At 61.1% G+C, this 23,494-nt stretch carries 27 protein-coding genes; 11 read left to right on the top strand and 16 right to left on the bottom strand.

All coding sequences use genetic code 11. The annotated features are described in order from the left end of the window. Positions 1-71: 71 nt before the first annotated feature. Positions 72-1,328 carry an ammonium transporter gene (locus tag Q0478_RS06240; protein ID WP_298677334.1) on the bottom strand — a complete coding sequence of 419 codons (1,257 nt, stop codon included), beginning with the start codon at positions 1,326-1,328 and terminating at the stop codon, positions 72-74. 81 nt (positions 1,329-1,409) lie between these two features. Further along, positions 1,410-1,748: a P-II family nitrogen regulator gene (locus Q0478_RS06245; RefSeq protein ID WP_298677226.1), complete on the bottom strand. Its 339-nt coding sequence runs from the start codon at positions 1,746-1,748 to the stop codon at positions 1,410-1,412. Positions 1,749-2,004: 256 nt separating this feature from the next. Between Q0478_RS06245 and Q0478_RS06250 the strand changes: the two genes are divergently transcribed. Next, positions 2,005-4,182 (top strand): transglycosylase domain-containing protein, encoded by a 2,178-nt coding sequence (locus Q0478_RS06250; RefSeq protein WP_298677228.1) that lies wholly within the window; start codon positions 2,005-2,007, stop codon positions 4,180-4,182. 23 nt (positions 4,183-4,205) lie between these two features. Here the strand turns inward: Q0478_RS06250 and Q0478_RS06255 are convergent, their stop codons facing one another. Further along, positions 4,206-4,601, bottom strand: coding sequence for a hypothetical protein (locus Q0478_RS06255; RefSeq protein ID WP_298677230.1), 396 nt, complete (start codon positions 4,599-4,601; stop codon positions 4,206-4,208). A 110-nt stretch (positions 4,602-4,711) separates the two neighbouring features. Here Q0478_RS06255 and Q0478_RS06260 point away from each other — a divergent pair, with 110 nt between their 5' ends. Together Q0478_RS06260 and Q0478_RS06265 are read left to right on the top strand one after the other, a co-directional pair. Further along, entirely contained in the window at positions 4,712-5,917 is a 1,206-nt protein-coding gene (locus Q0478_RS06260; RefSeq protein WP_298677231.1) for a hypothetical protein, read from the top strand. Between the two features lie 156 nt (positions 5,918-6,073). Next, a complete protein-coding gene (locus Q0478_RS06265) occupies positions 6,074-6,841 on the top strand; it encodes a FadR/GntR family transcriptional regulator (RefSeq protein WP_298677233.1) in 768 nt (255 codons plus the stop codon). A 64-nt stretch (positions 6,842-6,905) separates the two neighbouring features. Here the strand turns inward: Q0478_RS06265 and Q0478_RS06270 are convergent, their stop codons facing one another. The 5 genes from Q0478_RS06270 to Q0478_RS06290 form a co-directional block, all read right to left on the bottom strand. Then, positions 6,906-7,478 carry a F0F1 ATP synthase subunit B gene (locus tag Q0478_RS06270; protein ID WP_298677235.1) on the bottom strand — a complete coding sequence of 191 codons (573 nt, stop codon included), beginning with the start codon at positions 7,476-7,478 and terminating at the stop codon, positions 6,906-6,908. A 4-nt stretch (positions 7,479-7,482) separates the two neighbouring features. Beyond that, positions 7,483-8,019: a F0F1 ATP synthase subunit B' gene (locus tag Q0478_RS06275; RefSeq protein WP_298677237.1), complete on the bottom strand. Its 537-nt coding sequence runs from the start codon at positions 8,017-8,019 to the stop codon at positions 7,483-7,485. Between the two features lie 83 nt (positions 8,020-8,102). Beyond that, complete coding sequence (locus Q0478_RS06280; protein WP_089892297.1) at positions 8,103-8,327, bottom strand: F0F1 ATP synthase subunit C; 225 nt, start codon at positions 8,325-8,327, stop codon at positions 8,103-8,105. Between the two features lie 43 nt (positions 8,328-8,370). Further along, complete coding sequence (locus Q0478_RS06285) at positions 8,371-9,129, bottom strand: F0F1 ATP synthase subunit A (protein WP_298677243.1); 759 nt, start codon at positions 9,127-9,129, stop codon at positions 8,371-8,373. Positions 9,130-9,131: 2 nt separating this feature from the next. Then, positions 9,132-9,461, bottom strand: coding sequence for an AtpZ/AtpI family protein (locus Q0478_RS06290; RefSeq protein WP_298677244.1), 330 nt, complete (start codon positions 9,459-9,461; stop codon positions 9,132-9,134). Between the two features lie 435 nt (positions 9,462-9,896). Here Q0478_RS06290 and Q0478_RS06295 point away from each other — a divergent pair, with 435 nt between their 5' ends. Continuing rightward, positions 9,897-10,226, top strand: a complete 330-nt coding sequence (locus tag Q0478_RS06295) for a helix-turn-helix transcriptional regulator (protein ID WP_298677246.1) — start codon at positions 9,897-9,899, stop codon at positions 10,224-10,226. Here Q0478_RS06295 and Q0478_RS06300 read toward each other — a convergent pair. Both Q0478_RS06300 and Q0478_RS06305 read right to left on the bottom strand, forming a co-directional pair. Then, positions 10,223-11,155, bottom strand: a complete 933-nt coding sequence (locus Q0478_RS06300; protein WP_366914897.1) for a LysR family transcriptional regulator — start codon at positions 11,153-11,155, stop codon at positions 10,223-10,225. The two genes, Q0478_RS06295 and Q0478_RS06300, sit on opposite strands and share 4 nt — an antisense overlap. A 238-nt stretch (positions 11,156-11,393) precedes the next feature. Further along, complete coding sequence (locus Q0478_RS06305) at positions 11,394-11,615, bottom strand: hypothetical protein (protein WP_298677248.1); 222 nt, start codon at positions 11,613-11,615, stop codon at positions 11,394-11,396. Between the two features lie 332 nt (positions 11,616-11,947). On the opposite strand from Q0478_RS06305, the gene ffh reads away from it, so the two are divergent. From ffh to Q0478_RS06340, 7 genes are all read left to right on the top strand, one after another. Continuing rightward, positions 11,948-13,459 carry a signal recognition particle protein gene (gene ffh, locus Q0478_RS06310; protein ID WP_298677249.1) on the top strand — a complete coding sequence of 504 codons (1,512 nt, stop codon included), beginning with the start codon at positions 11,948-11,950 and terminating at the stop codon, positions 13,457-13,459. Between the two features lie 3 nt (positions 13,460-13,462). Beyond that, positions 13,463-14,011, top strand: a complete 549-nt coding sequence (locus Q0478_RS06315) for a GNAT family N-acetyltransferase (protein WP_298677251.1) — start codon at positions 13,463-13,465, stop codon at positions 14,009-14,011. Continuing rightward, entirely contained in the window at positions 14,011-14,616 is a 606-nt protein-coding gene (locus tag Q0478_RS06320) for a GNAT family N-acetyltransferase (protein ID WP_298677253.1), read from the top strand. Before Q0478_RS06315 ends, Q0478_RS06320 begins: the two co-directional genes overlap by 1 nt. A 120-nt stretch (positions 14,617-14,736) precedes the next feature. Then, a complete protein-coding gene (locus Q0478_RS06325) occupies positions 14,737-15,033 on the top strand; it encodes a chorismate mutase (RefSeq protein ID WP_298677255.1) in 297 nt (98 codons plus the stop codon). 39 nt (positions 15,034-15,072) lie between these two features. Beyond that, a complete protein-coding gene (rpsP, locus tag Q0478_RS06330; protein ID WP_298677258.1) occupies positions 15,073-15,492 on the top strand; it encodes a 30S ribosomal protein S16 in 420 nt (139 codons plus the stop codon). 211 nt (positions 15,493-15,703) lie between these two features. Further along, positions 15,704-16,210, top strand: a complete 507-nt coding sequence (gene rimM, locus Q0478_RS06335; protein ID WP_298677260.1) for a ribosome maturation factor RimM — start codon at positions 15,704-15,706, stop codon at positions 16,208-16,210. Continuing rightward, positions 16,207-16,989, top strand: coding sequence for a hypothetical protein (locus Q0478_RS06340; protein WP_298677263.1), 783 nt, complete (start codon positions 16,207-16,209; stop codon positions 16,987-16,989). The genes rimM and Q0478_RS06340 overlap by 4 nt, the downstream gene beginning before the upstream one ends. A gap of 131 nt (positions 16,990-17,120) precedes the next feature. Here the strand turns inward: Q0478_RS06340 and Q0478_RS06345 are convergent, their stop codons facing one another. The 6 genes from Q0478_RS06345 to Q0478_RS06370 all read right to left on the bottom strand — a co-directional run bounded on the left by Q0478_RS06345 (position 17,121) and on the right by Q0478_RS06370 (position 23,447). After that, a complete protein-coding gene (locus Q0478_RS06345; RefSeq protein WP_298677267.1) occupies positions 17,121-19,148 on the bottom strand; it encodes an NADPH-dependent 2,4-dienoyl-CoA reductase in 2,028 nt (675 codons plus the stop codon). 64 nt (positions 19,149-19,212) lie between these two features. Further along, positions 19,213-19,593, bottom strand: a complete 381-nt coding sequence (locus tag Q0478_RS06350) for a hypothetical protein (protein ID WP_298677270.1) — start codon at positions 19,591-19,593, stop codon at positions 19,213-19,215. A 9-nt stretch (positions 19,594-19,602) separates the two neighbouring features. Then, the gene (locus tag Q0478_RS06355) at positions 19,603-20,379 is read right to left on the bottom strand and encodes a DUF6478 family protein (RefSeq protein ID WP_298677272.1); all 777 of its coding nucleotides are present in this window, start codon (positions 20,377-20,379) and stop codon (positions 19,603-19,605) included. A 119-nt stretch (positions 20,380-20,498) separates the two neighbouring features. Continuing rightward, on the bottom strand, positions 20,499-21,170 hold the full coding sequence (locus Q0478_RS06360; RefSeq protein ID WP_298677274.1) for a hypothetical protein: 672 nt from the start codon (positions 21,168-21,170) through the stop codon (positions 20,499-20,501). Further along, on the bottom strand, positions 21,151-22,908 hold the full coding sequence (gene ilvD / locus Q0478_RS06365; protein ID WP_298677277.1) for a dihydroxy-acid dehydratase: 1,758 nt from the start codon (positions 22,906-22,908) through the stop codon (positions 21,151-21,153). Before ilvD ends, Q0478_RS06360 begins: the two co-directional genes overlap by 20 nt. 71 nt (positions 22,909-22,979) lie before the next feature. Continuing rightward, positions 22,980-23,447: an SRPBCC family protein gene (locus tag Q0478_RS06370; protein ID WP_298677279.1), complete on the bottom strand. Its 468-nt coding sequence runs from the start codon at positions 23,445-23,447 to the stop codon at positions 22,980-22,982. Positions 23,448-23,494 lie beyond the last annotated feature (47 nt).

The raw sequence follows: 23,494 nt of genomic DNA on the forward strand, positions 1-23,494 counted from the left end.
ATGCCAGAAACCGCGCAACAAAAAGGGCCAGCCAGAACAAATCCGGCTGGCCCCAACTGGCTTATAAGAGCTTAGCCCTTGGAAAACTCGGGGTAAGCTTCCATGCCCAACTCGGCCATATCAAGCCCGTTGATCTCGGCTTCTTCGCTCACACGGATGCCGATGGTCGCCTTCAGGATGAACCACACAACCAGCGAGACAACGAAGGTGAACACACCGTAGACAACGATACCTGTCAGCTGTGTCACAAGGCTTGTGTCGGCGTTGTAGAAGACAACTGCAATTGTGCCCCAGATACCGGCCAGGAGGTGCACAGGGATCGCACCGACAACATCGTCAATCTTGAACTTGTCGAGCATCGGAACCGCGAAGACCACGATCACACCGCCGATAGCACCGATCCAGAGCGAGCCAAAGAGCGAAGGCGCAAGCGGCTCGGCTGTGATGGAAACGAGACCGGCAAGCGCGCCGTTCAGCACCATTGTGAGGTCAACTTTCTTATACATCAGCTGTGTCAGGATCAGCGCAGCCACCGCACCGGCAGATGCCGCCATATTGGTGTTTGCAAAGATACGGCCCACGTCTGTGATGTCGCCAACTGTGCCCGCAGCAAGCTGTGAGCCGCCGTTGAAGCCAAACCAGCCGAGCCACAGGATGAACGTCCCCAATGTGGCCAGCGCAAGGTTGGAGCCGGGCATCGGAACGGTGCGGCCGTCCTTGTATTTGCCAATCCGCGGGCCAAGCACGATCGCGCCTGCCAGTGCGGCCCAGCCGCCAACAGAGTGCACAACAGTCGAGCCGGCAAAGTCAGAGAAACCCATCTCCGAAAGGAAGCCGCCGCCCCACTGCCAAGAGCCTGAAATCGGATACATGAAACCCGTCAGCACGACAACAAAGGCAAGGAAGGGCCAAAGCTTGATCCGCTCGGCCAGCGCGCCCGAAACAATGGATGCCGTGGCAGCCACAAACATCAGCTGAAAGAAGAAGTCCGATGCAACGGAGGCATAATCCAGTGCCGCATCCGCCGCTGAAAGGCCCACAGGCTCCAGAACCGTCGGATTGAAGAAGCCGCCGACAAAGCCGTTAAATTCGCCCGGATACATGAGGTTAAAGCCCACAAGCCAATACATGATGCCCGCAATCGAGAAGAGCGCCATGTTCTTGGTCAGCTGCATGGCCACATTCTTGCCGCGCACGAGGCCAGCCTCCAACATGGCAAAGCCTGCCGCCATCCAGAATACAAGAAAGCCGCCCACAAGGAACAGCAGGGTGGTCATGATATAGGGGCCGATCTCGTCAAAGCCCGGCGCCGCGGCGTCTTGCGCCATGGCTGCGGCTGGCAGAAGGGCAAACGCGCTCCCCAGCAGATATGTCAGTTTCTTTGTCATGGTTTCGTCCTTTCCCTGCGCTCAGAGCGCATCCTGTCCCGTTTCGCCTGTGCGCACACGCACGGCCTGCGCCAGATCGAGCACAAAAATCTTCCCATCCCCGATCTTGCCTGTGCGGGCCGTCTTGGTAATGGTTTCAATGATGCTGTCGGCCATATCCGAAGGCACAGCGATCTCCAGTTTGATCTTGGGCACGAAATTGACGGCATATTCGGCACCACGGTAGATCTCGGTGTGGCCAGACTGTGCGCCAAACCCCTTGATCTCGCTGACCATCATCCCGCGCACGCCAATCGCCGTCAGCGCTTCGCGCACGTCTTCAAGCTTGTAAGGCTTGATCGTTGCTATAATGAGTTTCACCTCTTAGTCCCCTTCTCCAAGCCGCTCAAAGGGCGGCACTTTGCACCTGCAGCATTCGCGCAGAACGCTCAGGAAAGAAGCCAACGGCTGCTCAAAGTGGCGTAAAATGCGCCATAGTTTGAAAATTTCCGCAGTTTTCGCCCAGCCTGCCTAAAAAATGTGCGCTGCCATGAGCGGGAAGCCGCGTCTTTCCCCTCTACATTTTTCTTCAACCCCGCTATGGTGGGCGCAATTAAAGGCTCCGAGCAGGGCAGATATGACCACCTCCAAACGCAATTCACCGCCGCTCGTTGCCGAACGGCGCTATCCCAAATCCACTGCGGCCGCCAAAAAAGCCGCCACAAGCCAAAAGAAGAAGCCGGCAAAGCGCAAACCGGCCAAGCCCGCGCGCGGGCTGATCGGGCGGCTGGTCTTTGGATTGCTCGGATGGGTCTGGCGGCTGATCTGGGGGTTTGGCTGGCGCATGGCGCTTGTGCTCGGGCTTTTTCTGGGGCTGGCCGTGGGCTATGTCTCGCTGACATTGCCCGAGCTTGAAGAGCTGTTTGACGGGCGCGCGCGCGGATCAGTCACCCTGATGGACGCCACAGGCTCAGTTTTCGCTTGGCGCGGCGATCAATTCGGCGGAGCCGTGACCGCCAACTCCGTCTCGCCGCATCTCAAACATGCCATCATCGCCACCGAGGACAAGCGCTTCTATTCACACTTCGGCCTCAGCCCCCGCGGGATAGCCTCTGCGGTGCGCATCAACCTGCGCGAAGGCCGTGGGCCGCTCTCCGGCCACGGCGGCTCGACCCTCACGCAGCAAACAGCCAAGCTCATCTGCCTTGGCGTGCCCTATGACCCCAGCGTCTGGAAAACAGAAACCGCCTATGAAGCCGATTGTCGCGAAGGCAGCCTCGCGCGCAAGGCCAAGGAAGCCGTCTATGCCATGGCGATGGAGCTGAAATATACCAAGGACGAGATCCTCACAGTCTATATCAACCGCGCGTTCCTTGGCGCAGGCGCGCGCGGCTTTGAAGCTGCCGCCCAGCGCTATTTTGGAAAATCGGCAGCTCAGGTTGCGCCCAATGAGGCCGCCATGCTCGCCGGTCTGCTGGTTGCGCCCACGCGCTTTGCGCCCACGAATGATCTTGCGCGCAGCCAGGCGCGCGCAGCCACCGTCGTGCGCTTGATGCAAGAGCAGGGCTATCTTTCGCCCGCCGAGGCGCACGAGGCCCAAACCAACCCTGCCACGCTCTCGCAGGCGGCCCAGGCCAAGGCGGGTGGCTATTTCGCCGATTGGGTGCTTTCTACAGGCCCCGAGTTTTTTACCCGCAACACCACCGAGGATGTGATCATCCGCACAACCCTTGACCAGAGGGTCCAGCGCGCGGCCGAGGCCGCCATGCAGGAGATTTTTGACACCAAGGTGCGCGAAGGCTCCACCGCCCAGGCGGCGATTGTCATCATGTCCGCAGACGGCGCGGTGCGGGCAATGGTCGGGGGGCGCCAGACCCGTGTGTCCGGCGCCTTCAACCGCGCCACGATGGCCAAGCGCCAGCCTGGCTCGTCGTTCAAGCCCTTTGTCTACGCCGCAGCCCTTGATTTGGGCCGCTCTCCCAGAGACCTGATTGATGATGCACCATATTGCATCAACGTCCCCGGCTCAGGCGCCTATTGCCCGCAAAATTACGACAAGACTTTCCATGGGCCTGTCACGCTGACAGACGCACTCAAATATTCCTACAACATCCCCGCCGTGAAACTTGCCCAAGAGGTCGGGCTTGAAACCGTGCGCACTGTTGCCTCAAGCTTCGGGATCGGGTCCAACCTCGCTCAAGGCCCCGCGCTCGCGCTTGGCGCGTCAGATGCCACCCTGATCGAGATGACCGCGGCCTATGCCGGCATCCTCAATGGCGGCAGCGCCGTCACCCCTTACGGGCTGGTGGAGCTCAAGCTGCTGGGCACTGCCGAACCGCTGATGAGCGCCACCGGCGGGATCGGCGAGCGGGTGATCCAGGAAGAGACCGCCCAGGAACTCACCTGGATGATGCACAAAGTCGTCACCGAAGGCACAGGCCGGCGCGCCGCACTGCCCGACCGCGAGGTTGCAGGCAAGACCGGCACCTCCCAATCCGCGAAAGATGCGCTCTTCATTGGCTTCAGCGCCGATTATGTTGCCGGCGTCTGGATGGGCTATGACGACAACACCCCGCTCACTGGTGTCACAGGCTCAGGGCTGCCTGCCGAGATCTGGCAGGCCGCCATGTCCCGCGTCCATGAGGGGCTGCCCGCACGGGCCTTGCCCATGCGCACCCCGGATCCGGCGGAAGGCCGCACGCTGGAGGGCGCGCACCAGGATAACGGGCGCACACAAACGGCGGTGGAACGGCTGCTTGAGGGGCTCTTTGGGCGCAGCAACGCACCGCGCCCCACACCCCGGGAAAACCCCTGACCAAATGGCCCGCAGGCCAGCCTTCAAAACGGCGAATCGCAGCTCATATCAATGTAGACCTCTCCACCAGAAATCAGCGGCCTCCCGTCCATCTCGCACTCCAAGGGCCCGCGCACAGGCAAGGGCGCAGGGGTGCTGCCACAGCTGAGATCGGCCACGATCATGGCCGGATCGCCCCGGATTCGCGCCACCTTGCAGCCCGACGCCTTTTCAATAGCGGCCCGCGCGCGCGGCTCTACAGCCGCACGGCGCGGCGCCCATTCGCTGTTCAGCCGCAGGGCCTCGGCCCGCTGCTCCTTCACACGAATGTCAAAAATGCTGTCTCCAATACTGACCCGCTGGGGAACCACCCCGCGAAACGCCTGGCTGGGCGTGTCACAGGCCAACAAGAAAACCAGTATGAACAAGACATAATACATGCCGCGAGCCTACCCACGGCTTGGTTAAAATGTGGTAAACAAGCTTTTCCTTGAATTCCAATAATGGAATGTATTATATATTCCAAAACCGGAATACAAGGAATCACCCAATGACCCGCAAACCCGCCGATACCTACTCCCCGCTTTATTTCCTCGCCGCGCTTGGCGCGGGCGGGCTCTCTGTCACCTTCTTCATGTATCTGATGTTCTGGGTGCCCCACCCCGGCCGCCCCGTGCCGATCTTTGAAGACATCTTCGCCGCCTTCACAAACGGCCCAGCCGCCCTGCAAGCCGGTATCGTCATTGCCGTCATCGGCATCGCCGCCATGACGTTTTTGAACGTCAAATACCTGCTCTGGAACTACAGCGCCTTGGCCCGCTTCCAAAAAACAGAAGCCTACAAAGCCTTGCGCAACTCCAATGGCGAAACAACCCTGCTGGCCGCCCCGCTGGCCACCGCCATGACAGTTAACGCCTTGTTTATTGTCGGCCTGGTCTTTGTGCCCGGCCTCTGGACGATCATCGAATACCTCTTCCCGCTGGCGCTTGTTGCCTTTGGCGTGCTCGGGGTTTGGGCCCTGCGCCTGATCGGCGATTTTCTGGGCCGCGTGCTCAGTGAAGGGGGCGTCTTTGACGTCACCTCCCACAACAGCTTTGCCCAGCTCTTGCCCGCCTTCGCACTGGCCATGATCGGCGTGGGCTTCTCAGCGCCTGCCGCCATGTCTCTCATGCCGGCCACCGTCGCCATCTCTCTGGTCATCTCCACGTTCTTCGCCATCGCAGCGCTGGTCTATACGGTCGTGGCGCTGATCACCGCCTTCGGCTCCATGTTGCAACACGGCACCGCGCGCGAAGCCGGCCCAACCCTGATGGTCATCGTGCCAATTGTCACCATCCTGTCGATTCTCTTCTTGCGTCAGGCCCACGGGTTGCACACCACGTTCCAAACCCATGACAACGCCGGCGCCACAATGGTCTGGTTGTCTCAGATGATCGCCCTACAGGTGCTGTTTCTCATGCTGGGCCTGACAGTGCTGCGCCGTCAGGGATATTTCAGCGACTTTGTCTTTGGATCAAAAACCTCACCAGGCTCCTATGCGCTGGTCTGCCCCGGCGTTGCTTTCTCCGTGCTGTTGCACTTCTTTGTCAACAAAGGCCTCGTTGCAGCCGGTGTCATCGCCCAGTTTGGCGCGCTCTACTGGGGCATCACCGCAATTGCGCTTGCCTCGCAAATCCTCATGATTTTGTTGGTCCTGCGCCTCAACAAGCAGCATTTTTCCGAAGCCCCAGCGCCCAGCGCCGTGGCCGCAGAATAAGCGCAGCTCACCACCCCGTCACAGGCAGGCCCCCATGGCCTGCCTGTTGCATTTTCGCGAACCACTTGAAACTGCCCACACAAAAAGGGCCGCGCCCAAGACTTGCGAGTCCCCTACTTTGGTAATATCGTTTTACCAATTCCAAAGGGGCCCTTCATGCCGTTTCAACCTGTCCAGCCCGAAAAACTCAGCCGCGCAGTTGTGCGCCAGATCGAGCAGTTGGTGTTGCGCGGCATCCTGCGCCCGGGCGAGCGGCTGCCTGCAGAGCGCGAACTGGCAGAGAAGCTCAACGTCTCCCGCCCCTCTCTGCGTGAAGCCATTGGCGAGCTTCAGGAGCGGGGCTTGCTGGCCAGCAAGGCCGGCTCTGGCGTCTATGTTGCAGATGTGCTCGGTTCAGCCTTTTCAGATGCGCTGATCGAACTTTTTTCCTCCCATGAGGAAGCGGTCTTTGATTATCTGGCCTTCCGCCGCGACCTGGAAGGGATCGCCGCCGAGCGCGCCGCCCGTCTCGCCTCGGAAACAGACCTCAAGGTGATCAACCAAGCCTACGAGCGCATGGCCAACGCCGACAAACGCACCGGCGCCCAGAAGGAAGCCGAGCTTGACGCCGCCTTTCACATGTCCATCATCGAGGCCAGCAACAACGTCGTTATGTTGCATATGATGCGCTCGATCTTTGATCTTCTCAAGCAAGGCGTCTTTTACAATCGCACACGGATTTTCCAGCAAAACACAACCCGCGAGGAGCTGCTCGCGCAGCATCGCGCCATCAACGCCGCGCTCCAACAACGCGACCCGTCAGGCGCGCGCCATGCAGTTGAAACCCACCTCAACTTTGTCAACGCCGCGCTGGCCGATCAGATCAAATCCGACAAGAACGAAGATATCGCCCGCCTGCGCTTTCTGCACGACCGGGTAGATTGATCTGCCCAAAAGAAAAACCCGGCCGCGACGGGCCGGGTTTCTAAACTTGTCTCGTAAACTTGCCTTAGTGCAGCTTGGCGTCAACCTGTGCAATCGCATCGTCGATCAGCTTGTTGCCTGTGGCCGCTGTCATCTGCTTGGTCACAACATCACGCGCCGCAGCCACCGCCACAACAATCGCAGTGTCACGCACCTCTTTCACAGCCGAGGCTTGCGCACTGTTCAAACGGTCCTTCGCAGCCGCCAAACGGCGCGCAACAGAGGCTTCAATATCGGCCTTGGCCTGTGCCGCAGCCGCAGCCGCTTCTTCTTTGGCCGCTTCCACAATGCGGTTGGCCTGCTCCTGAACCTGCTTTTGCTTGCGCTCGTAATCGGCCAGAACACTCTGGGCTTCGTCGCGCAAAGCGCGCGCCTCGTCCAGCTCGCTCTTGATTCCCTCTGCGCGGGAATCAAGCATCCCACCGATCATTGAAGGCACTTTGAAATAAATCAAAACCCCGATGAAAACAAAGAACGCAATCGCAACAATCAGGTCTGTGTTGCCCAGCGACCAGAAGTAAGCCGAAAACGGGTTCTTGCTGGCTGCCAGCGCAGGGCTGGCGGCTGTCAGGGCGAGGAGAATTGAAAGTTTCCGCATCTTCTTACCCTTTCATCCGTGCCGTCACAGCGGCGGTAATGGTCTTGGCATCAGCCGTCCCACCCATCGCAGCAACAAGCTCTTTTGCAGTGTCTTTCGCAACGGCTTTCACGCTCTCAAGCGCGCCTTCACGAATGGCTGCAATCGCTTTTTCGCCCTCGGCCGTCTGCGCGGCAATCTCTGCATCAGCCTTGGCCAAAGCAACGTCGAGGTCTTTTTGAATATCTGCCTTGGTCGCGGCAATGATATTGTTGGCTTCACTGCGGGCATCTGCCAGCGCCTGGTTGTAAGCGGCCTCAGCCTCTACAGCCTTCTGCTTGAGATCTTCCGCGGCCGCGATATCGTTGGTGATCGTGCCCTGACGCTCTGCCAGAACCGCCGCAATGCGGGGCAAGGCAACCCGTGACAAGACAAGATAAATCACGACAAGCGTGACCACGAGCCAAAAAATCTGGTTCGCCCATGTGGAAAAATCCAGCTGGGGCATACCTGGGGCCGCGTCGGCTGCTGTGCCTGCGGCGTCGTGCGTTTCGGTCGCCATGTGGGCCCTCCTTCGGGAACTTGCCTGATCACCGGACGAGCGCTAGGCGCCCATCCGGCCGTAAGGATCGTTGTCCGAAAAAGTTAAACGGCGAACATCAGCAGAAGCGCGACGAGGAACGAGAAGATCCCCAGAGCTTCGGCAAAAGCGATACCGATGAAGAGAGTGGCTGTTTGTGAAGCCGCCGCTGATGGGTTGCGCAATGCGCCGGCAAGGAAGTTGCCTGCTACGTTGCCAACACCAATAGCCGCTGCGCCTGAACCGATAGCCGCGAGGCCTGCGCCGATGTGTGCGAGATCGCCTTCCATGTGAATTCTCCTTACGATTGGAAGTTTAGATTTCTTTCAAACCTTAGTGTGAAGGATGCAGGGCATCTTTCAGATACACGCAGGTCAGAATGGTGAAAACGTATGCCTGAATAAAGGATACGAGAACTTCGAGACCATACATCGCCGTAATGGCGAGCACAGACACAGGGCTGATCACGGCAATCGCCGCAAAGCCTGCAAAAACCTTGATAACCGCGTGGCCCGCCATCACGTTACCCGCAAGACGGATAGAGTGGCTCACAGGGCGCACGAAATATGAGATGATTTCAATAATCGCCAGCACAGGGCGCAGCGCCAATGGCGCGCTTGAAACCCAGAACAGGCCAAGAAACTTTGTGCCGTTCTTCACAAAACCCACGATGGTCACGGTCAGAAAGACCAACATCGCCAGCACCACCGTCACCGCAAAATGCGAGGTCGGCGTGAAGGACATGGGCAGAAGGCCAAGGAAGTTTGAAAAGACAATGAACATGAACAGCGTCATGATGTAGGGGAAGAAGCCGACAGCGTCTTTGCCCGCAACATCTTCCACCATCTTGTAGACAAAACCATAGGCCAGCTCAGCCACCGATTGGGCCCGCCCGGGGATGCGCGCGCGGCGCGAGGTTCCAAAAACCATCAGCGCAATCACCGCAACAATCGCCAGCATCATCCAAAGCGAAGCATTGGTGAAGGTGAACATACCCATATGCTCACCGCCAAACAGCGGCTTCACAATGAATTGGTCCATCGGATGGAATACGAGGCCACCCTCTTCTGCGCCGTGTGCTTCAGTCGCCATGACTAACCCTTTTCGTCTCTCGCAGCCTGAGCCGCTTCCTGTGTCCGCTGGATCTCTTGCGCTGAGCGGAGCATCGTCTTCACACCCGCCGCAAGGCCCATAAATGTAAACAGCACCATGAATACCGGGAGAGTCCCAAAGGCCCAGTCGAGCCCATATCCGATGCCAAAGCCAAGGCCCAAACCGGCCACCAGCTCGATCACCATCCGCCACGCCAGCTGCGCTTGAGAGTAGTGCTCATCCATGTGGTCTTTGGGTGCCTGCGCCGCCTTGACCGCCTTGATGCGCGCATCAAGCGCGCTCAGCTGGTCCTGGTCGTCTGGTCCTGACACGTCAAAAGCCCCCATGGACAGTTGCCGCCTAGCTAGAGCGCGGCGCGCCATGAGTCAAGCCGCCTGCGCGCGGCAAAAAGGCTTCAGTAACCCACTGAACCTAAACAAAAATAAATCCAACCGCCCCAGCGCCCTCCCCCGCACGCCCCCACCCATCGGCCCCGCAAGGGCCAAAAAGCGGCGCGAAGCTCATTCAACCAAAAGGTTGATCTTCACCGCAGCACGGGCGCCACCGCCGGCAAACAGGCGCCCCCCGGGCCCTTCTTCTGGTCAAAAATACCTGAACGCGCCGCACGCCCGGCCACCGCCGGTGCGGGGGCTCCCAACCGCCGCGCCGCCGCGCGCGCACATCCTGTGTGCCGCAGGCACGCCGCTCAGACACCTGCGCCGCAATCAAACGGTTGACGGCGTCTGCGCCAGACGCAAGATAACGCCATGACCCAAGCGCTCGATCTCACCTTTGCCGCTCTGGCCGATCCAACCCGCCGCGCCATCCTCACGATGCTGCTGGAAGATGACATGGCCGTCACAGATGTCGCCGAGCCCTTCGACATGAGTCTCGCAGCGGTCTCAAAACATCTCGGCCTGCTCACCCGGGCCGGGCTGATCTCCCAGGAAAAGCGCGGCCGGGTGAAGTGGTGCAAGCTTGAGCCCGACGCGCTCAAGGCGGCCTCTGTCTGGATGCAGGGGTTCGGCCAGTTTGATCCGGTCAACCTTGAGGCCTTTGAGCGTTTCTTGGCGCGCGAGCTGCCCGAACGCTCCTAAACGGTGCGCAACCGCTCCTTGAGAAACGCGGCGACAGCCTGCACCTTGGCGGTGCGGTGCAAATCCATGTGGCTCACAAGCCAGAGCCGCGCGCCCCAGCTGTCGACGGGGCCAGCTATCTTCACAAGCTCGGGCCAGACCGCCTCGGCGCCATCCGATAAAAAGCCAAGCCCGGCCCCGGCCCGCACAGCCGCATTGGCGATCTGAAAATCGCCGGCGCGAAACACGATCTGGCTCTGCGCCACCGTTTCTTCCAACCACTTGTAGTAGGGTGCGCCCGCGTCCGGCTCGGCACTGCCCACAAAACGGTGCCCGGCCAGATCATCAAGCCCCGCCGGACGGCCATGCGCTGCAATATAGCTCTGGGAGGCATAAAGGCTCACCGCAGCGTCGCAAAGCGGCTGCACCACATTGTCCGGCTCTTCCGGTTTCTGGGCCGCAGCCCGAATGGCAATATGAGCTTCCCCATATTCCAGCCGATACACCCGTGAGCCAGCCAGATAGCGCAGGCTGAGCCCCTCGTGCATATCCTGAAACTCTTTCAGAAGCGGCACCACCCTTGGTGCAATCTCGCCCAGCGAGGTCACAACCAGCTCACCGCTCACAGCTGTGCTGGTGCCATGTATCAACGCTTGCAGCTGAGAAAACTGCTCCGCCGTCGCCTGGCCCACGCGCAACAGCTCAAGCCCTGCCTCTGTCGGCGTGTATCCGCGCGCATGGCGCTGGAACAGCTTTGCCCGCAACCGCGCTTCCAATGCGTCAATATGGCGTATCACCGTGGCGTGATGAATGCCCAGACTCTCCGCCGCACGGCTCACAGTGCCCTCTTTCGCCACATGATAGGCCGTTTTGATCTCGTCCCAGTTGTCCATAAGGCGGCCCATCCCGTGCATTTCGCTTGTGCCGACCCTAACGCACGAATCAGCCATTGCAATCACCTAAGCCGACAGGCGCGCAGGCTCGCAAGCCAACAGCCGGGCCGCGCCCACACGCTCCCTGCCATGCGGGGCAGTTGCAGGGGGCATCGCACAGGGCGTTTCAGGGCGCGTTTCAGGGCGCACTCTTTTCAACGGCCAACCCCAAAAACAACTTCAGCGCCAGCCCTGCCGCACCTCCCACAAAGAGACGCAACCAAGCTGACGCTGAAATCTTTTGTTTTAGAAAGGCTTAGGTGCCGCTTGCTGCTGCAATCGCCAAAGCAACCAGAGCCGCAGCCGCCATACCCGCGCCTGAACCCGCTGAGCCCATCGAGCCAGCTGAGCTGCCTGCAACAGGTGTCGTGTCAACAAACACATCTGATTCCATGACGGCGGTGTCGTTGCTGCCTGCGGCGGCAAATGTAGGGGCTGCGATCAGAGCGATAGCGGCAAACTTTGCTACAGTTTTCATATTAGGATCCTCGTTAAAATGCTACTAGCCCCTCGAAACTAACGTCCCCCCCCCCAATCAGCAAGGGCTTTGTCGGCCTTTTTCACTGCAACGCCTGATTGTGGCAAAAAAGTAGCCCTCCGCGCAAAGCCCCGACATGCCTCCACAGCCCCGCGCTTGACCCGCCGCCCGCAAAGGCGTAAAGCAGCCCTCAATATACGGAAGCACCAGATCTTCCGGTCTCGCCTGTCGAGATCGCCCCCCGTCAGCGAGTGTCGCCCACGGGGGCGCATTGTCATTGAGCGGCCCGCTCTGTCTGACGGGCCAAACCGCGGCGCAAAGGAGCCAACGGAATGTTTGAAAACCTGTCCGAACGCCTCTCTGGTGTTTTCGAGCGCCTCACCAAGCAAGGCGCGCTCTCCGAGGACGATGTCAAAACAGCCCTGCGCGAAGTCCGTGTCGCGCTGCTTGAGGCCGATGTCTCGCTCCCCGTGGCCCGCGAATTCGTCAAGAAGGTGCAAGAGCAGGCCACAGGCCAGGCTGTCACCAAATCGGTGACACCGGGCCAGCAGGTCGTCAAGATCGTGCACGACGCCCTCGTCGAGACCCTGCGCGGTGCGGAAGACCCGGGCACGCTCAAGATCGACAATCCCCCCGCCCCGATCCTCATGGTCGGCCTGCAAGGCGGCGGCAAAACCACCACAACAGGCAAGCTCGCCAAGCGCCTGAAGGAAAAAGAGGGCAAGAAAGTCCTCATGGCCTCGCTCGATATCTATCGCCCCGCCGCGATGGACCAGCTCGCCATCCTCGGCACGCAGATCGGTGTGGATACCCTGCCCATCGTCGCAGGCCAAAGCCCGGTCGACATTGCCAAGCGCGCCAAGCAACAGGCGGCGCTCGGCGGCTATGATGTCTATATGCTCGACACCGCAGGCCGCCTTCAGATCGACGAAGTTCTGATGAAAGAGGTGGCCGATGTGGCCGCCGTGGTCAACCCGCGCGAGACGCTTCTGGTCGTCGATGGCCTCACAGGGCAAGTCGCCGTCGAGGTGGCCGAGGAATTTGACGCCAAGATCGGCATCAGCGGCGTCGTCCTCACCCGTATGGATGGCGACGGGCGCGGCGGCGCGGCCCTCTCCATGCGCGCGGTTACAGGCAAGCCCATCCGCTTTGTCGGCCTCGGCGAAAAGATGGACGCGCTGGAAACCTTCGAGCCCGAGCGCATCGCAGGCCGCATCCTCGGCATGGGCGATATCGTCGCCCTCGTCGAAAAAGCCCAAGAGACCATCGAGGCCGAACAGGCCGAACGCATGATGAAGCGCTTCCAGAAAGGTCAGTTCAATATGAACGACCTGAAGATGCAGCTTGAGCAGATGCAAAAGATGGGCGGTATGGAAGGCGTGATGAGCATGATGCCCGGCATGGGCAAAATGGCCAAACAGGTGCAGGATGCCGGCTTTGACGACAAGATCATCAAACGCCAAATCGCCCTGGTGCAATCCATGACAAAACGCGAGCGCGCCAACCCGCAAATCCTTCAGGCCTCGCGCAAAAAGCGCATCGCAAAAGGCGCGGGTCTGGAAGTGTCCGAGCTCAACAAGCTCTTGAAGATGCACCGCCAGATGTCGGACATGATGAAAAAGCTGGGCAAGGGCAAAGGCGGGATGCTCAAACAGGCCATGAAAGGCATGTTCGGCGGCAAAGGCGGCCTGCCCGCCGAGCTTGGCCAGGGCATGGACCCGGCCGCCATGGAAGCCGCCGCCAAACAGCTTGGCGCCAGCGGCAAACTGCCCGGTGGCCTGCCCGGCCTCGGCGGCGGCATGGGCCTGCCTTCGGGCCTCTCCGGCTTTGGGAAAAAGAAGTAACCCATGCTCAACCTCGCCATTCCCACACTAGAAACCGAACGCCTTGTTCTGCGCGCCCCCTGTGAGGCCGACGCAGAGCAGGAGTTTGCGTTCTGGGCCTCGGATGCGTCAAAGTTCGTTGGCGGGCCATTGCGCCCTGATGAAGCATGGCGCGCCATTGGCGGAATCTTGGGCCACTGGGTTATGCGCGGCTACGGCTTCTGGGCTGTCGATGACAAAGAGACAGGCACATACTTAGGCCGTGTCGGCCTCTGGAACCCGCTCGGCTGGCCTGAGCGCGAAGTCGGCTGGACGCTGATGCCACACGCCACGGGCAAAGGCTATGCAACCGAAGCAGGCGAAGCCGCGCGCGCCCACGCCTATGATGTGCTCGGCTGGGACACGGCCATCAGCCTGATCGCACCAGACAACGCCCCCAGCAAGGCTGTCGCCACACGTCTTGGCGCAGCATTTGACTATCACTACGCGCACCCGAAATTCGGCCAAACCGAAGTCTGGCGCCACCCCGCGCCGGAAGCGCTCGTCAACGGCGGACTGGAGGCCTACGCATAATGCACACAGCAAACATTCCCGTTCTGGAAACCAAGCGCCTCGTGCTGCGCGGCCCGGAAGCCGAAGATTATCCCGACTTCAAAGCCACCTTTTCAAGCTACCGCTCGCGCTTCATGGGCGGCCCGCTCAACGCTTATGAAGCCTGGATGCTCTACGCCGCCGAGATCGGCCATTGGAATATTCGCGGCTATGGCATGTGGATGATCCACGACAAGGAAACCGATGAAACCTACGGCATGGCCGGTGGCTGGAAACCCGCCAAATGGCCTGAAGCCGAAATAGCCTGGATCATCTGGCCCGACAAGGCTGGCAAGGGCTACGCGCTCGAGGCCACCCATGCGGCGCGCAAATACTATTACAAAGAGCAGGGCTGGGAGACAGCCGTGAGCTATCTGGACCCGAAGAATCTTGATAGCATCCGTCTTGCCGAGCGCCTCGGCGCCAAGCGCGATCTTGAGGCCGGCAGCATTGACGGCTCTGATGCCGTCTACCGCCACCCTTCACCCGCGCAGCTCGACGGCACACAGCTCTCGCATGGGATCGAAATGGAAATCAGCCACTACGCTGACCCGCTGTTCAAACCGAAAGGATGGGCCCTTGACTGAGGTGACTCGCATTTTTGGCGTTAACGCTCTGGTAACAAAAGCCGTTCAGCCGGTGCACGCTTTGTGCACGCCCTGTGCACGCTTTTCACCCCCCCCTTTAGGCTGTTTGGGAGAGGCAAAATGACAGATGCTGTAACCCGCGCCGCGGCCCTTCTCAAAGAGCACCGCGAGAGCATTGACCGCCTCGATGCCATTCTCGTTTACACGCTCGGCGAGCGCTTCAAGCACACCCAATCGGTGGGCAAGCTCAAAGCCGAACACGCCCTTCCCCCGTCTGATCCGGCCCGCGAAACGGCCCAGATTGCACGGCTTGAAGATTTGGCAAAACGGGCCGATCTGGACCCCGAATTTGCCAAGAAGTTTCTCAACTTCATCATCGCTGAAGTCATTCAGCACCACCAAAAACATCAAGAATAACAGGCACATGCCTGCCATGCCATTTAAGGAGAAAACACCATGGCCATGAAAATTCGTCTCGCCCGCGGCGGCTCAAAAAAGCGCCCCTTTTACCGCGTTGTTGCGGCTGACAGCCGTATGCCCCGCGACGGCCGCTTCATCGAGAAGCTCGGCACCTACAACCCGCTTTTGCCCAAAGACAGCGAAGAGCGCGTAAAGCTCAACCTTGAGCGCATCCAATACTGGCTCGGCGAAGGTGCCCAGGCCACAGACCGCGTCTCGCGGATGCTCGAAGCCGCCGGTGTTCTGGAGAAAAAAGAACGCGCCAACCTCAAAAAAGGCCTCCCCGGCAAAAAAGCCCAGGACCGCGCCGAAGAGAAAGCCGCCAAGGCAGCCGCCGCCGCAGAGGCCGCCGCAGCTCCGGCAGAAGAAGCCCCCGCAGATGAGGCCCCAGCCGCTGAAGAAGCCGCTGAAAGCTAAGCATTTTTCGGGCCGGAACAGCTATCGTTCCGGCCCGATATGCCCCTCGCACCGCCTCAGAAATGCGCTTCCTCTTTCGCCCTTTCCGCACCCTGTTTTTGATTGGCGCCGCCTTTCTCGCGGGTGTATCTTACGAAAAATCGGCCCATGACGAGCGCTGCCAGACAGCTGGCGGTGAGCTCTCATCCGGCCTCTGTAAAGGAGCGCGCCCATGAGCGATCAAGTTTGTGTCGGAGCCATCGCAGGCGCCTTTGGCGTGCACGGCGAGGTGCGCCTCAAAAGCTTCACTGCCGCGCCGCAAGACATCGCCATCTACAGCCCGCTCTTCACAGAAGACGGCACGCGCAGCTTCACCGTCACCATCACCCGGCAGATCAACAACGGTTTTTGCGCCCGCCTGAGCGGCGTCAGCACCAAGGAAGAGGCCGACGCCCTGCGCGGCACACAGCTCTTTGCGGCCCGCAGCCAGCTCCCCTCCCTGCCAGATGACGAATTCTACCACGCCGATCTCATCGGCCTCACCGTGCTTGATACCGGCGGAACAGAGCTGGGCTGCGTCAAGGCCGTGCAAAACCACGGCGCAGGTGATCTTCTGGAAGTGCAGGCCAAAGGCAGCAGCGCCACCGTGCTCTTGCCCTTCTCAAAAGCCGCCGTTCCAACGGTCGATCTGGCCACAGGCCGGCTCATAGCCGACCCTCCGGAAGGCCTCTTTGCATGACCCGCGTGGTCGTCCACGCCGGTTTTCACAAAACAGGCACAACCAGCCTGCAAGACTTCCTCCGCCTCAACAAAACCGCCCTTGCTCCGCATCTGGCCTACTACGGCAAGGCAGATTTTCTCAATGCCGGCGCACAGGCCCGCCTCTATGCCCAGCGCCCCTTTCCTCACCGGTTGTTCCTGTTTCGCCGCGCCCTGCGCCACTTTCTCGCCACCATTCCCGATCACCCCACCATCGTGCTCAGCCGCGAGACCTTTTCTGGCGGTATGCCCGGCCACCGCACCCTTTCAGGCCGCCTGATGACCTCCTACCAGCGCCCCGCCAAACGCCTCGCAACGGTCATCATATCCGAGCTGCGCCGCCGCTTCGGCTCCGAGGTCGATATTACTTTCCTCTATACAACCCGCGAGCGCGAAGCCTGGGTCCGCTCCGTCTATGGGCATCTGCTGCGCTCCATCCGCCTCACCGATACGTTCGAAACCTTCCGTGCCCGCTTCCCCGATCTGCCCGGCCCCGAGGAAGAGGCCCGCCTGCTGGCGCGTGCCCTGCCCGTCCGCGTTGCCACAGCACGGCTGGAAGACTACAGCACAGCCCCCGAAGGCCCCGCCGCCGCCCTGCTCGATCTGCTTCAGGTTCCGGCGCACACCCGCGCAACGCTGCAGCCCGTGCCGCCCCAAAACACCGCAAACGCTCCTGCCCTTCAGGCCGAGTTCCTGCGCCTCAACCGCAGCATCCAGAACAAATCAAAGCTCAAAGCCGCCAAAAACGCCCTCCTCTAGCGCGCGCCAAGCCCCTGCTCTTTCTTCTTGCCCCAAATATCCTGAGGGGGAGATTCATAAGCCTTCGGGCTTATGAATCGGGGGAGCAAAGCTCCCCCGCGGGTCGGTTTGCGCAAAGCGCAAAACGACCCCTAAAGCGCCGCCGCCAGCCGCGTGCCCTGATCAATCGCGCGCTTCGCATCCAGCTCACCGGCCACATCCGCACCGCCGATCACATGCACCGTCACACCTTTGGCCTCCAGCGCATCCGCCAAGGAGCGCTCGCTCACCTGCCCCGCGCACATCACAATCGTGTCGCACGCGATCAGCGTCGGGTTTTCGCGGCCCTCGCCAAAGCTCACATGCAAGCCGTCTGCGTCGATCTTTTCGTAGTTGACCCCGCCGACCATCTCGACATTTTTCATCTTCAGCGCCGCGCGGTGGATCCAGCCGGTGGTTTTGCCCAGCCGCTTGCCATGCCGCTCCGCCTTGCGCTGCAAGAGCACCACCTCCCGCGCCGGTGCGTCAGGCTGCGGCCCCTCGGGCGCAAGCCCGCCACGGCTCTCGCTCGGGTCGCCGACGCCCCATTCTTCCTTCCACTCCTCAAGGTCCAGCGTCGGGCTCTCGCCTTCATGCACAAGGAACTCGCTCACATCAAAGCCGATCCCCCCCGCACCGACAACCGCCACGCGCTTGCCCGCTTTGGCCTTTCCGCGCAGCACATCCACATAGCTCAGCACATGGGGCATGTCCTGCCCCTCGATCGCAGGGTCACGGGGCAACACGCCGGTGGCGACAATCACCTCGTCAAACCCGGCCAGATCCTCAGCACCCACCGCCGCGCCCAGCTTGAGCTGAACGCCGTGCTTCTTGGCCATGGTGCCAAACCAGTCCACAAAGCCCCAGAACTCTTCCTTACCGGGGATTTGCTTGGCCATGTTGAGCTGCCCGCCAATCTCTGTCTCGCGGTCAAACACCGTCACATCATGGCCCCGCTCGGCGGCGGCAATGGCCGCGCTCATCCCCGCAGGCCCCGCGCCCACAACGGCCAGCCGCTTGGGCGTGGTCGTCGGCTCAAGCGTCAGCTCGGTCTCAAAGCAGGCGCGCGGGTTCACAAGGCAGCTGGAAATCTTGCCTTGGAACGTATGGTCCAGACAGGCCTGATTGCAGGCAATACAGGGCGCAATCTCCTCTGCGCGCCCCTCTTGCGCTTTCTTCACAAAATGCGGGTCCGCAAGGAAAGGCCGCGCCATGCTCACAAGGTCCGCGCATCCCTCCGCCAGCACACTCTCGGCCACCTCGGGCATGTTGATGCGGTTGGAGGTGATGAGCGGAATGCCCACCTTGCCCATCAGCTTCTTCGTCACCCAGGCAAAGCCCGCGCGCGGCACGCTGGTGGCGATGGTCGGGATGCGCGCCTCATGCCAGCCGATGCCGGTGTTGATCATGCTCGCGCCCGCCTTTTCAATCTCCAGCGCCAGCTGCACAACCTCGTCATGGGTCGAGCCGTTTGGAATAAGGTCGATCATGCTCAGACGGTAGATGATGATGAAGTCATCCCCCACAGCCGCGCGCACCCGCTTCACAACCTCGATCGGCAAGCGCATCCGGTTCTCATAAGAGCCGCCCCAGCGGTCGGTGCGCTTGTTCACATGGGTCACAAGGAACTGGTTGATGAAATAGCCTTCCGAGCCCATCACCTCGACACCGTCATACCCCGCCCGCTTCGCGTTGGCGGCGGCCGTTGCAAAATCGGCGATCTGCTTTTCGATGCCTGCCTCGTCCAGTTCCTTGGGCGCAAAGGGGCTGATCGGCGATTTCACCGGCGAGGCGCTCACACATTCCGGCCCGTAGGCATAGCGCCCCGCATGGAGAATTTGCATGGCAATCTTGCCACCCGCTGCGTGCACGCGGTCGGTGACAATCTTGTGGTTGGCAATATCTGTCGCGCTGTAAAGCCCCGCCGCGCCGGGAAAGACACCCCCCTCAGGGTTGGGCGCGATCCCTCCCGTCACCATCAGTGCGGCCCCGCCGCGCGCGCGCTCGGCGTAAAACTCCGCCACACGGTTCCAATCGCGGGTTTCCTCAAGGTTGGTGTGCATCGAACCCATGATCACACGGTTTTTCAGCGTGGTGTGGCCCAGATCGAGCGGGGCAAGCATATTCGGATATTGCGGCATGTGAGACTCCCTTGTTTGCGCAAATCTGCGTCAAATTGTGGCGCAAGTCACCCGAAACGCCGCGTCAGCCGGTTTCCACACAATGGCGGCGAAAGGCCCGCTTGAGCATGTCCAGCTCCTGGCGCAACAGCTCTACCTCGGCGCGCAAATCGCCGTCCAGCGCCTCTCCCGCCAAGAGCGAGAGGCCCGCAAGCACCGCAAGGCTTGCGCTGTCTTGCACAACGATGGTGCGCAGCCCGTCCGAAACCGCTTCGGCCGGCACCGGCACAACCAGCTCCCAAAGCCCGCCCTCTCCTGCGGTCAGGCTGACCCCGGCGACAGGCTCCCCCTCCAGCGCGACCGTGAGCGCCGGCGCCGTCTCTAGCGCAGCCCCGTCGGCGCGCCCGACAGCCGCATACCAGCGCCCTTCTATCAACCGGCGTTTGGTGACCACATATTCGCTCATCACTGCCCCCTATAGCTCGGCTCTTGGCCGGCGGCTGAATGTTAAATCCCGCAGGATCACTTGGTTCATCTCGGGCCCCTCAAAAATCAGATCCAGCCAGATCCGCTCAACCCTCTTTTCGTTGAGCTTGGAATAGGCCAGGTCAAACTCCACCACCACATCCTGCTGGTTGATCGGCAGCTCGCGGACAATCTGCTCGGTGTTGGGCCCATGCTTGATGTTGAGGCGCGCAAAAATCTCCAATGGCTTTTCAAGCTCCACAATCGTCTGGATGCGCAACAAATGCTTGCGCATCAAGCCGCGCGCCGCCGCCTCGGGCAGATCAATCACCACCGACAGAAACGAGCCGTCAAATTTGAAAACATCCATCCTGAAACCATAGGGTGCCAGATCGGCTTCGCGGTGGTTGCGGATCTGGCGCAGCGTCAGCTCCGAGTGCTGGCAATCGTGAAACAGCGTCACCTCCGAACCCAGTTTTGCCTTGGTCTGTGCCGAGCTGAGGCCCGGGCTGCTCAGCGGGCCGCGCCACAACTCGGGCCGCCAGGACCAATCGGAGTCAAACGGCTTCTCAAAGGCCTGAGACCCGATCAGCGGCAAGGCGAGCCGCTCGTCTGCCACATGGATCAGACTGTCGAGCTGGGTTTTGAGCTTGCGGGCTTGCGCACGCTGGGCGCGCAGCCTGTCAAGCCGCGTGAGCCGCGCGGATTGGGCCGCACGCCGCCACCCTCTGAAAACCAGCCGGAAGAGCCCGCGCTTGAGCGCCGCACCACCCGAAGAAAAAACCATCGTCACTCACTACCAATTCACTGCACGCGTTTCGCAGCACTCTAATGGAAACAAAGTTAACGAAAAGGGCTGTTTTCACAAAAACAGCAGAAGATGCCCGCTGTGGGCCGGCTCCCGGGTTAGGTGCTGGGCGGACTGGCCGCAACAATCGCCTTGGCAAACCGCAACAAAAGCGCCCTGCCTGCGCGCCCTGCGGCCACGCCACCCGCTTCGGCATAAACAGCCAGCCCAACCAGATGTCCGTTCACCACCAAAGCCGCGCGCCAGTGTTTCTCATCCCCGTTCGGAATGGGCTGCGCGCCGCCACGCGCCAGATGAACAAGGCTCACGTCACCCGCGTCTTCCTCATATATCGGGGCCTCGTCAGCAAAGGCCTGTGCCAGCCCGGCCGCGCTGATCTCTGCCAGAGGCGCCTGCGCCGGTTGCACCTGAATGGTCAAAATAGCAGCCTCAAGGCCCAGCCCAAGAGCACCAGAATCCAAGGCCGCGCAGGGCGCAAGCAGGGCAAATCCGCTGTTGCGCCCTGTTTTCAGGCTCCGCCTGTCAATGCAGAACCCCGGCGGCCCACTGGCGACAACACGCCCCGGCACAATCTCGGCACGCGCCAGGGCAAAGCTCTTGCCAGCCCCGCCGCTGGCCAGCGCACCAGGAAGGGCACCGGGCAGGCAAGCGCTCAAAAACCCGAGCACCACCCCGAACCCAAGGGCGCGCAGACCAGCGTGCAAACTCTTGTGCAAGCGGGTTGGCACACTGGCTGCAACAGCCCTCTGCTCAGAGGTCCATATAGACATGTTTCTCCGCCTGCGCGCCCGGATGCGTGACCGCGCCCTTGTAGGTGGCGCCCACAAGGCGGGCAAATTTCCAGACCGCCCCGGAGGCATAGATGGTCTCGCGCGGGCCGGCCCAATCGGCCTTGCGCTGGGCCAGCTCGGTCGCGCTAAGCGCAACCGACAACTCCCCCTTGATCGCATCAATGGTGATCATGTCGCCGGTGGCCAAAAACGCAATCGGCCCGCCATGTGCGGCTTCCGGGCCAACATGGCCCACACAGAAGCCCCGCGTCGCGCCCGAAAAGCGGCCATCCGTGATCAGCGCAACCTTTTTGCCCATGCCCTGCCCGGACAGCGCCGCCGTGGTGGCCAGCATCTCCCGCATACCCGGCCCGCCTGCGGGGCCCTCATTGCGGATAACCAGAACCTCGCCCTCTTCATAGGCCCGGTTCTGCACGGCTTCAAACGCGTCTTCCTCGCATTCAAACACCCGCGCAGGCCCGGTGAACACCTGATGCTCCGGTGCAATCCCCGCGACCTTCACAATCGCGCCCTCCGGCGCGATATTGCCCTTCAAACCGACAACACCGCCGGTCTTGGTGATCGGCGTCTCGATAGGGTAAATCACCTTGCCGTCGGCCTCGCCTTCGATCCTGTCAAGCGCCTCGCCAAGGCTCATGCCCGCCGCGGTCATGCAGTCTTCATGCAGCAAACCGGCCTTGCGCAGCTCTTTCATCACCACCGGCACGCCACCGGCTTCGTAGAGATCCTTGGCCACATATTGGCCACCCGGCTTCAGATCGACAAAATAGGGCGTGTCGCGGAAAATATCGCAAACATCCTCAAGGAAAAATTCGATCCCGGCCTCATGGGCCATGGCCGGCAAATGCAGGCCTGCATTGGTGCTGCCGCCGGTGCAGGCGACAACCCGCGCCGCGTTTTCCAGCGCTTTGCGGGTGACAATATCGCGCGCGCGAATGTTTTTCTCCAACAGCATCATCACCGCTTCGCCCGATGCAGCCGCATATTGGTCGCGGCTCTCGTAAGGCGCAGGCGCGCCCGAGGAGTTGAGCAGCGCCAGCCCGATGGCCTCGCTCACACAGGCCATGGTATTGGCGGTGAACTGCCCACCACAGGCGCCCGCACTGGGGCAGGCCACGCGCTCCAGCACAGCCAATGCCTCGCTTGAAAGCGTGCCATTCTGGTGGCGGCCCACCGCTTCAAACATGTCCTGCACGGTCAAATCTCGGCCAGCAAGATCTTCAGGAACTCCCTGATCCGTGGGGGCGCGGCCCGGCAGAATAGACCCGCCATAGACGAAAACAGACGGCACATTGAGCCTAATCATCGCCATCATCATCCCCGGCAGGCTCTTGTCACAGCCCGCAAGGCCCACGAGCGCGTCATAACAATGCCCCCGCATGGTCAGCTCGACCGTGTCGGCAATCGCCTCACGGCTCGCCAGAGAGGAGCGCATCCCCTCATGGCCCATCGCAATCCCGTCGGTCACGGTGATGGTGGTAAACTCGCGCGGGCTGCCATGCGCCTCGCGCACGCCCGCTTTGGCGGCCTGCGCCTGACGGTTGAGCGAGATATTGCAGGGCGCTGCCTCGTTCCAACAGGAGGCCACACCCACCAACGGCTGGTGGATCTCCTCTTCTGTCATGCCCATGGCATGATAAAACGAGCGGTGCGGCGCTTTGGATGGCCCCTCCGTCACATGGCGGCTCGGCAGTCTGGCTTTGTCAAATTTGGTCATTCGCGTGTTCCCTGTCAGCATATCTCAAGAGATAAGCAAGGCCGGGCCCTCGCACAAGCCTTGCTGCCGCCTCACCCGGTATGGCGATAGCTTTCTGCCGTCAGCTTGGCAAACTCGGCCAGACGCCCCTTGAGGCGCTTGCTCACGGTGCCCCGCGCCAGTTTCAACGATTGCACCAAAAGCCGCGCAGCCAGTGACTGCGGCATAAGCTCAAGCTCAATACTCATCCGGGTGCGGGCCTTGGACATGGCCACCAGCCCGAGCACGAGCCGGGTGTCCAGACCTTTGGTCTGGCTCTTGGCTGACAACCCGTTGGGCGCATCCACCTCCACCAGCTCGATGTGCAGCTTGCGCGCCTTGCCACGAAAGCTGAAAACCGCCTCCCAGGCCATCCCGGCCACGGGCCCGTCCAGATTGTCCAGCCGCGTCACCTGCACCCCGCGCCGCATGGCCTTGCGGGCAAGGCCATCGAAGTCGCTCACAGCGGCAAAAACATGGGAAACAGATGCCTCGACATCCTGATCTGCGGAAAATTTCATACTCGTTACGCCTCTGATAAAACTCTGGCTGCTTGGCCGACACTGAC

The sequence above is a fragment of the uncultured Lentibacter sp. genome, assembly GCF_937123735.1.
Classification (GTDB): Bacteria; Pseudomonadota; Alphaproteobacteria; order Rhodobacterales; family Rhodobacteraceae; genus Lentibacter.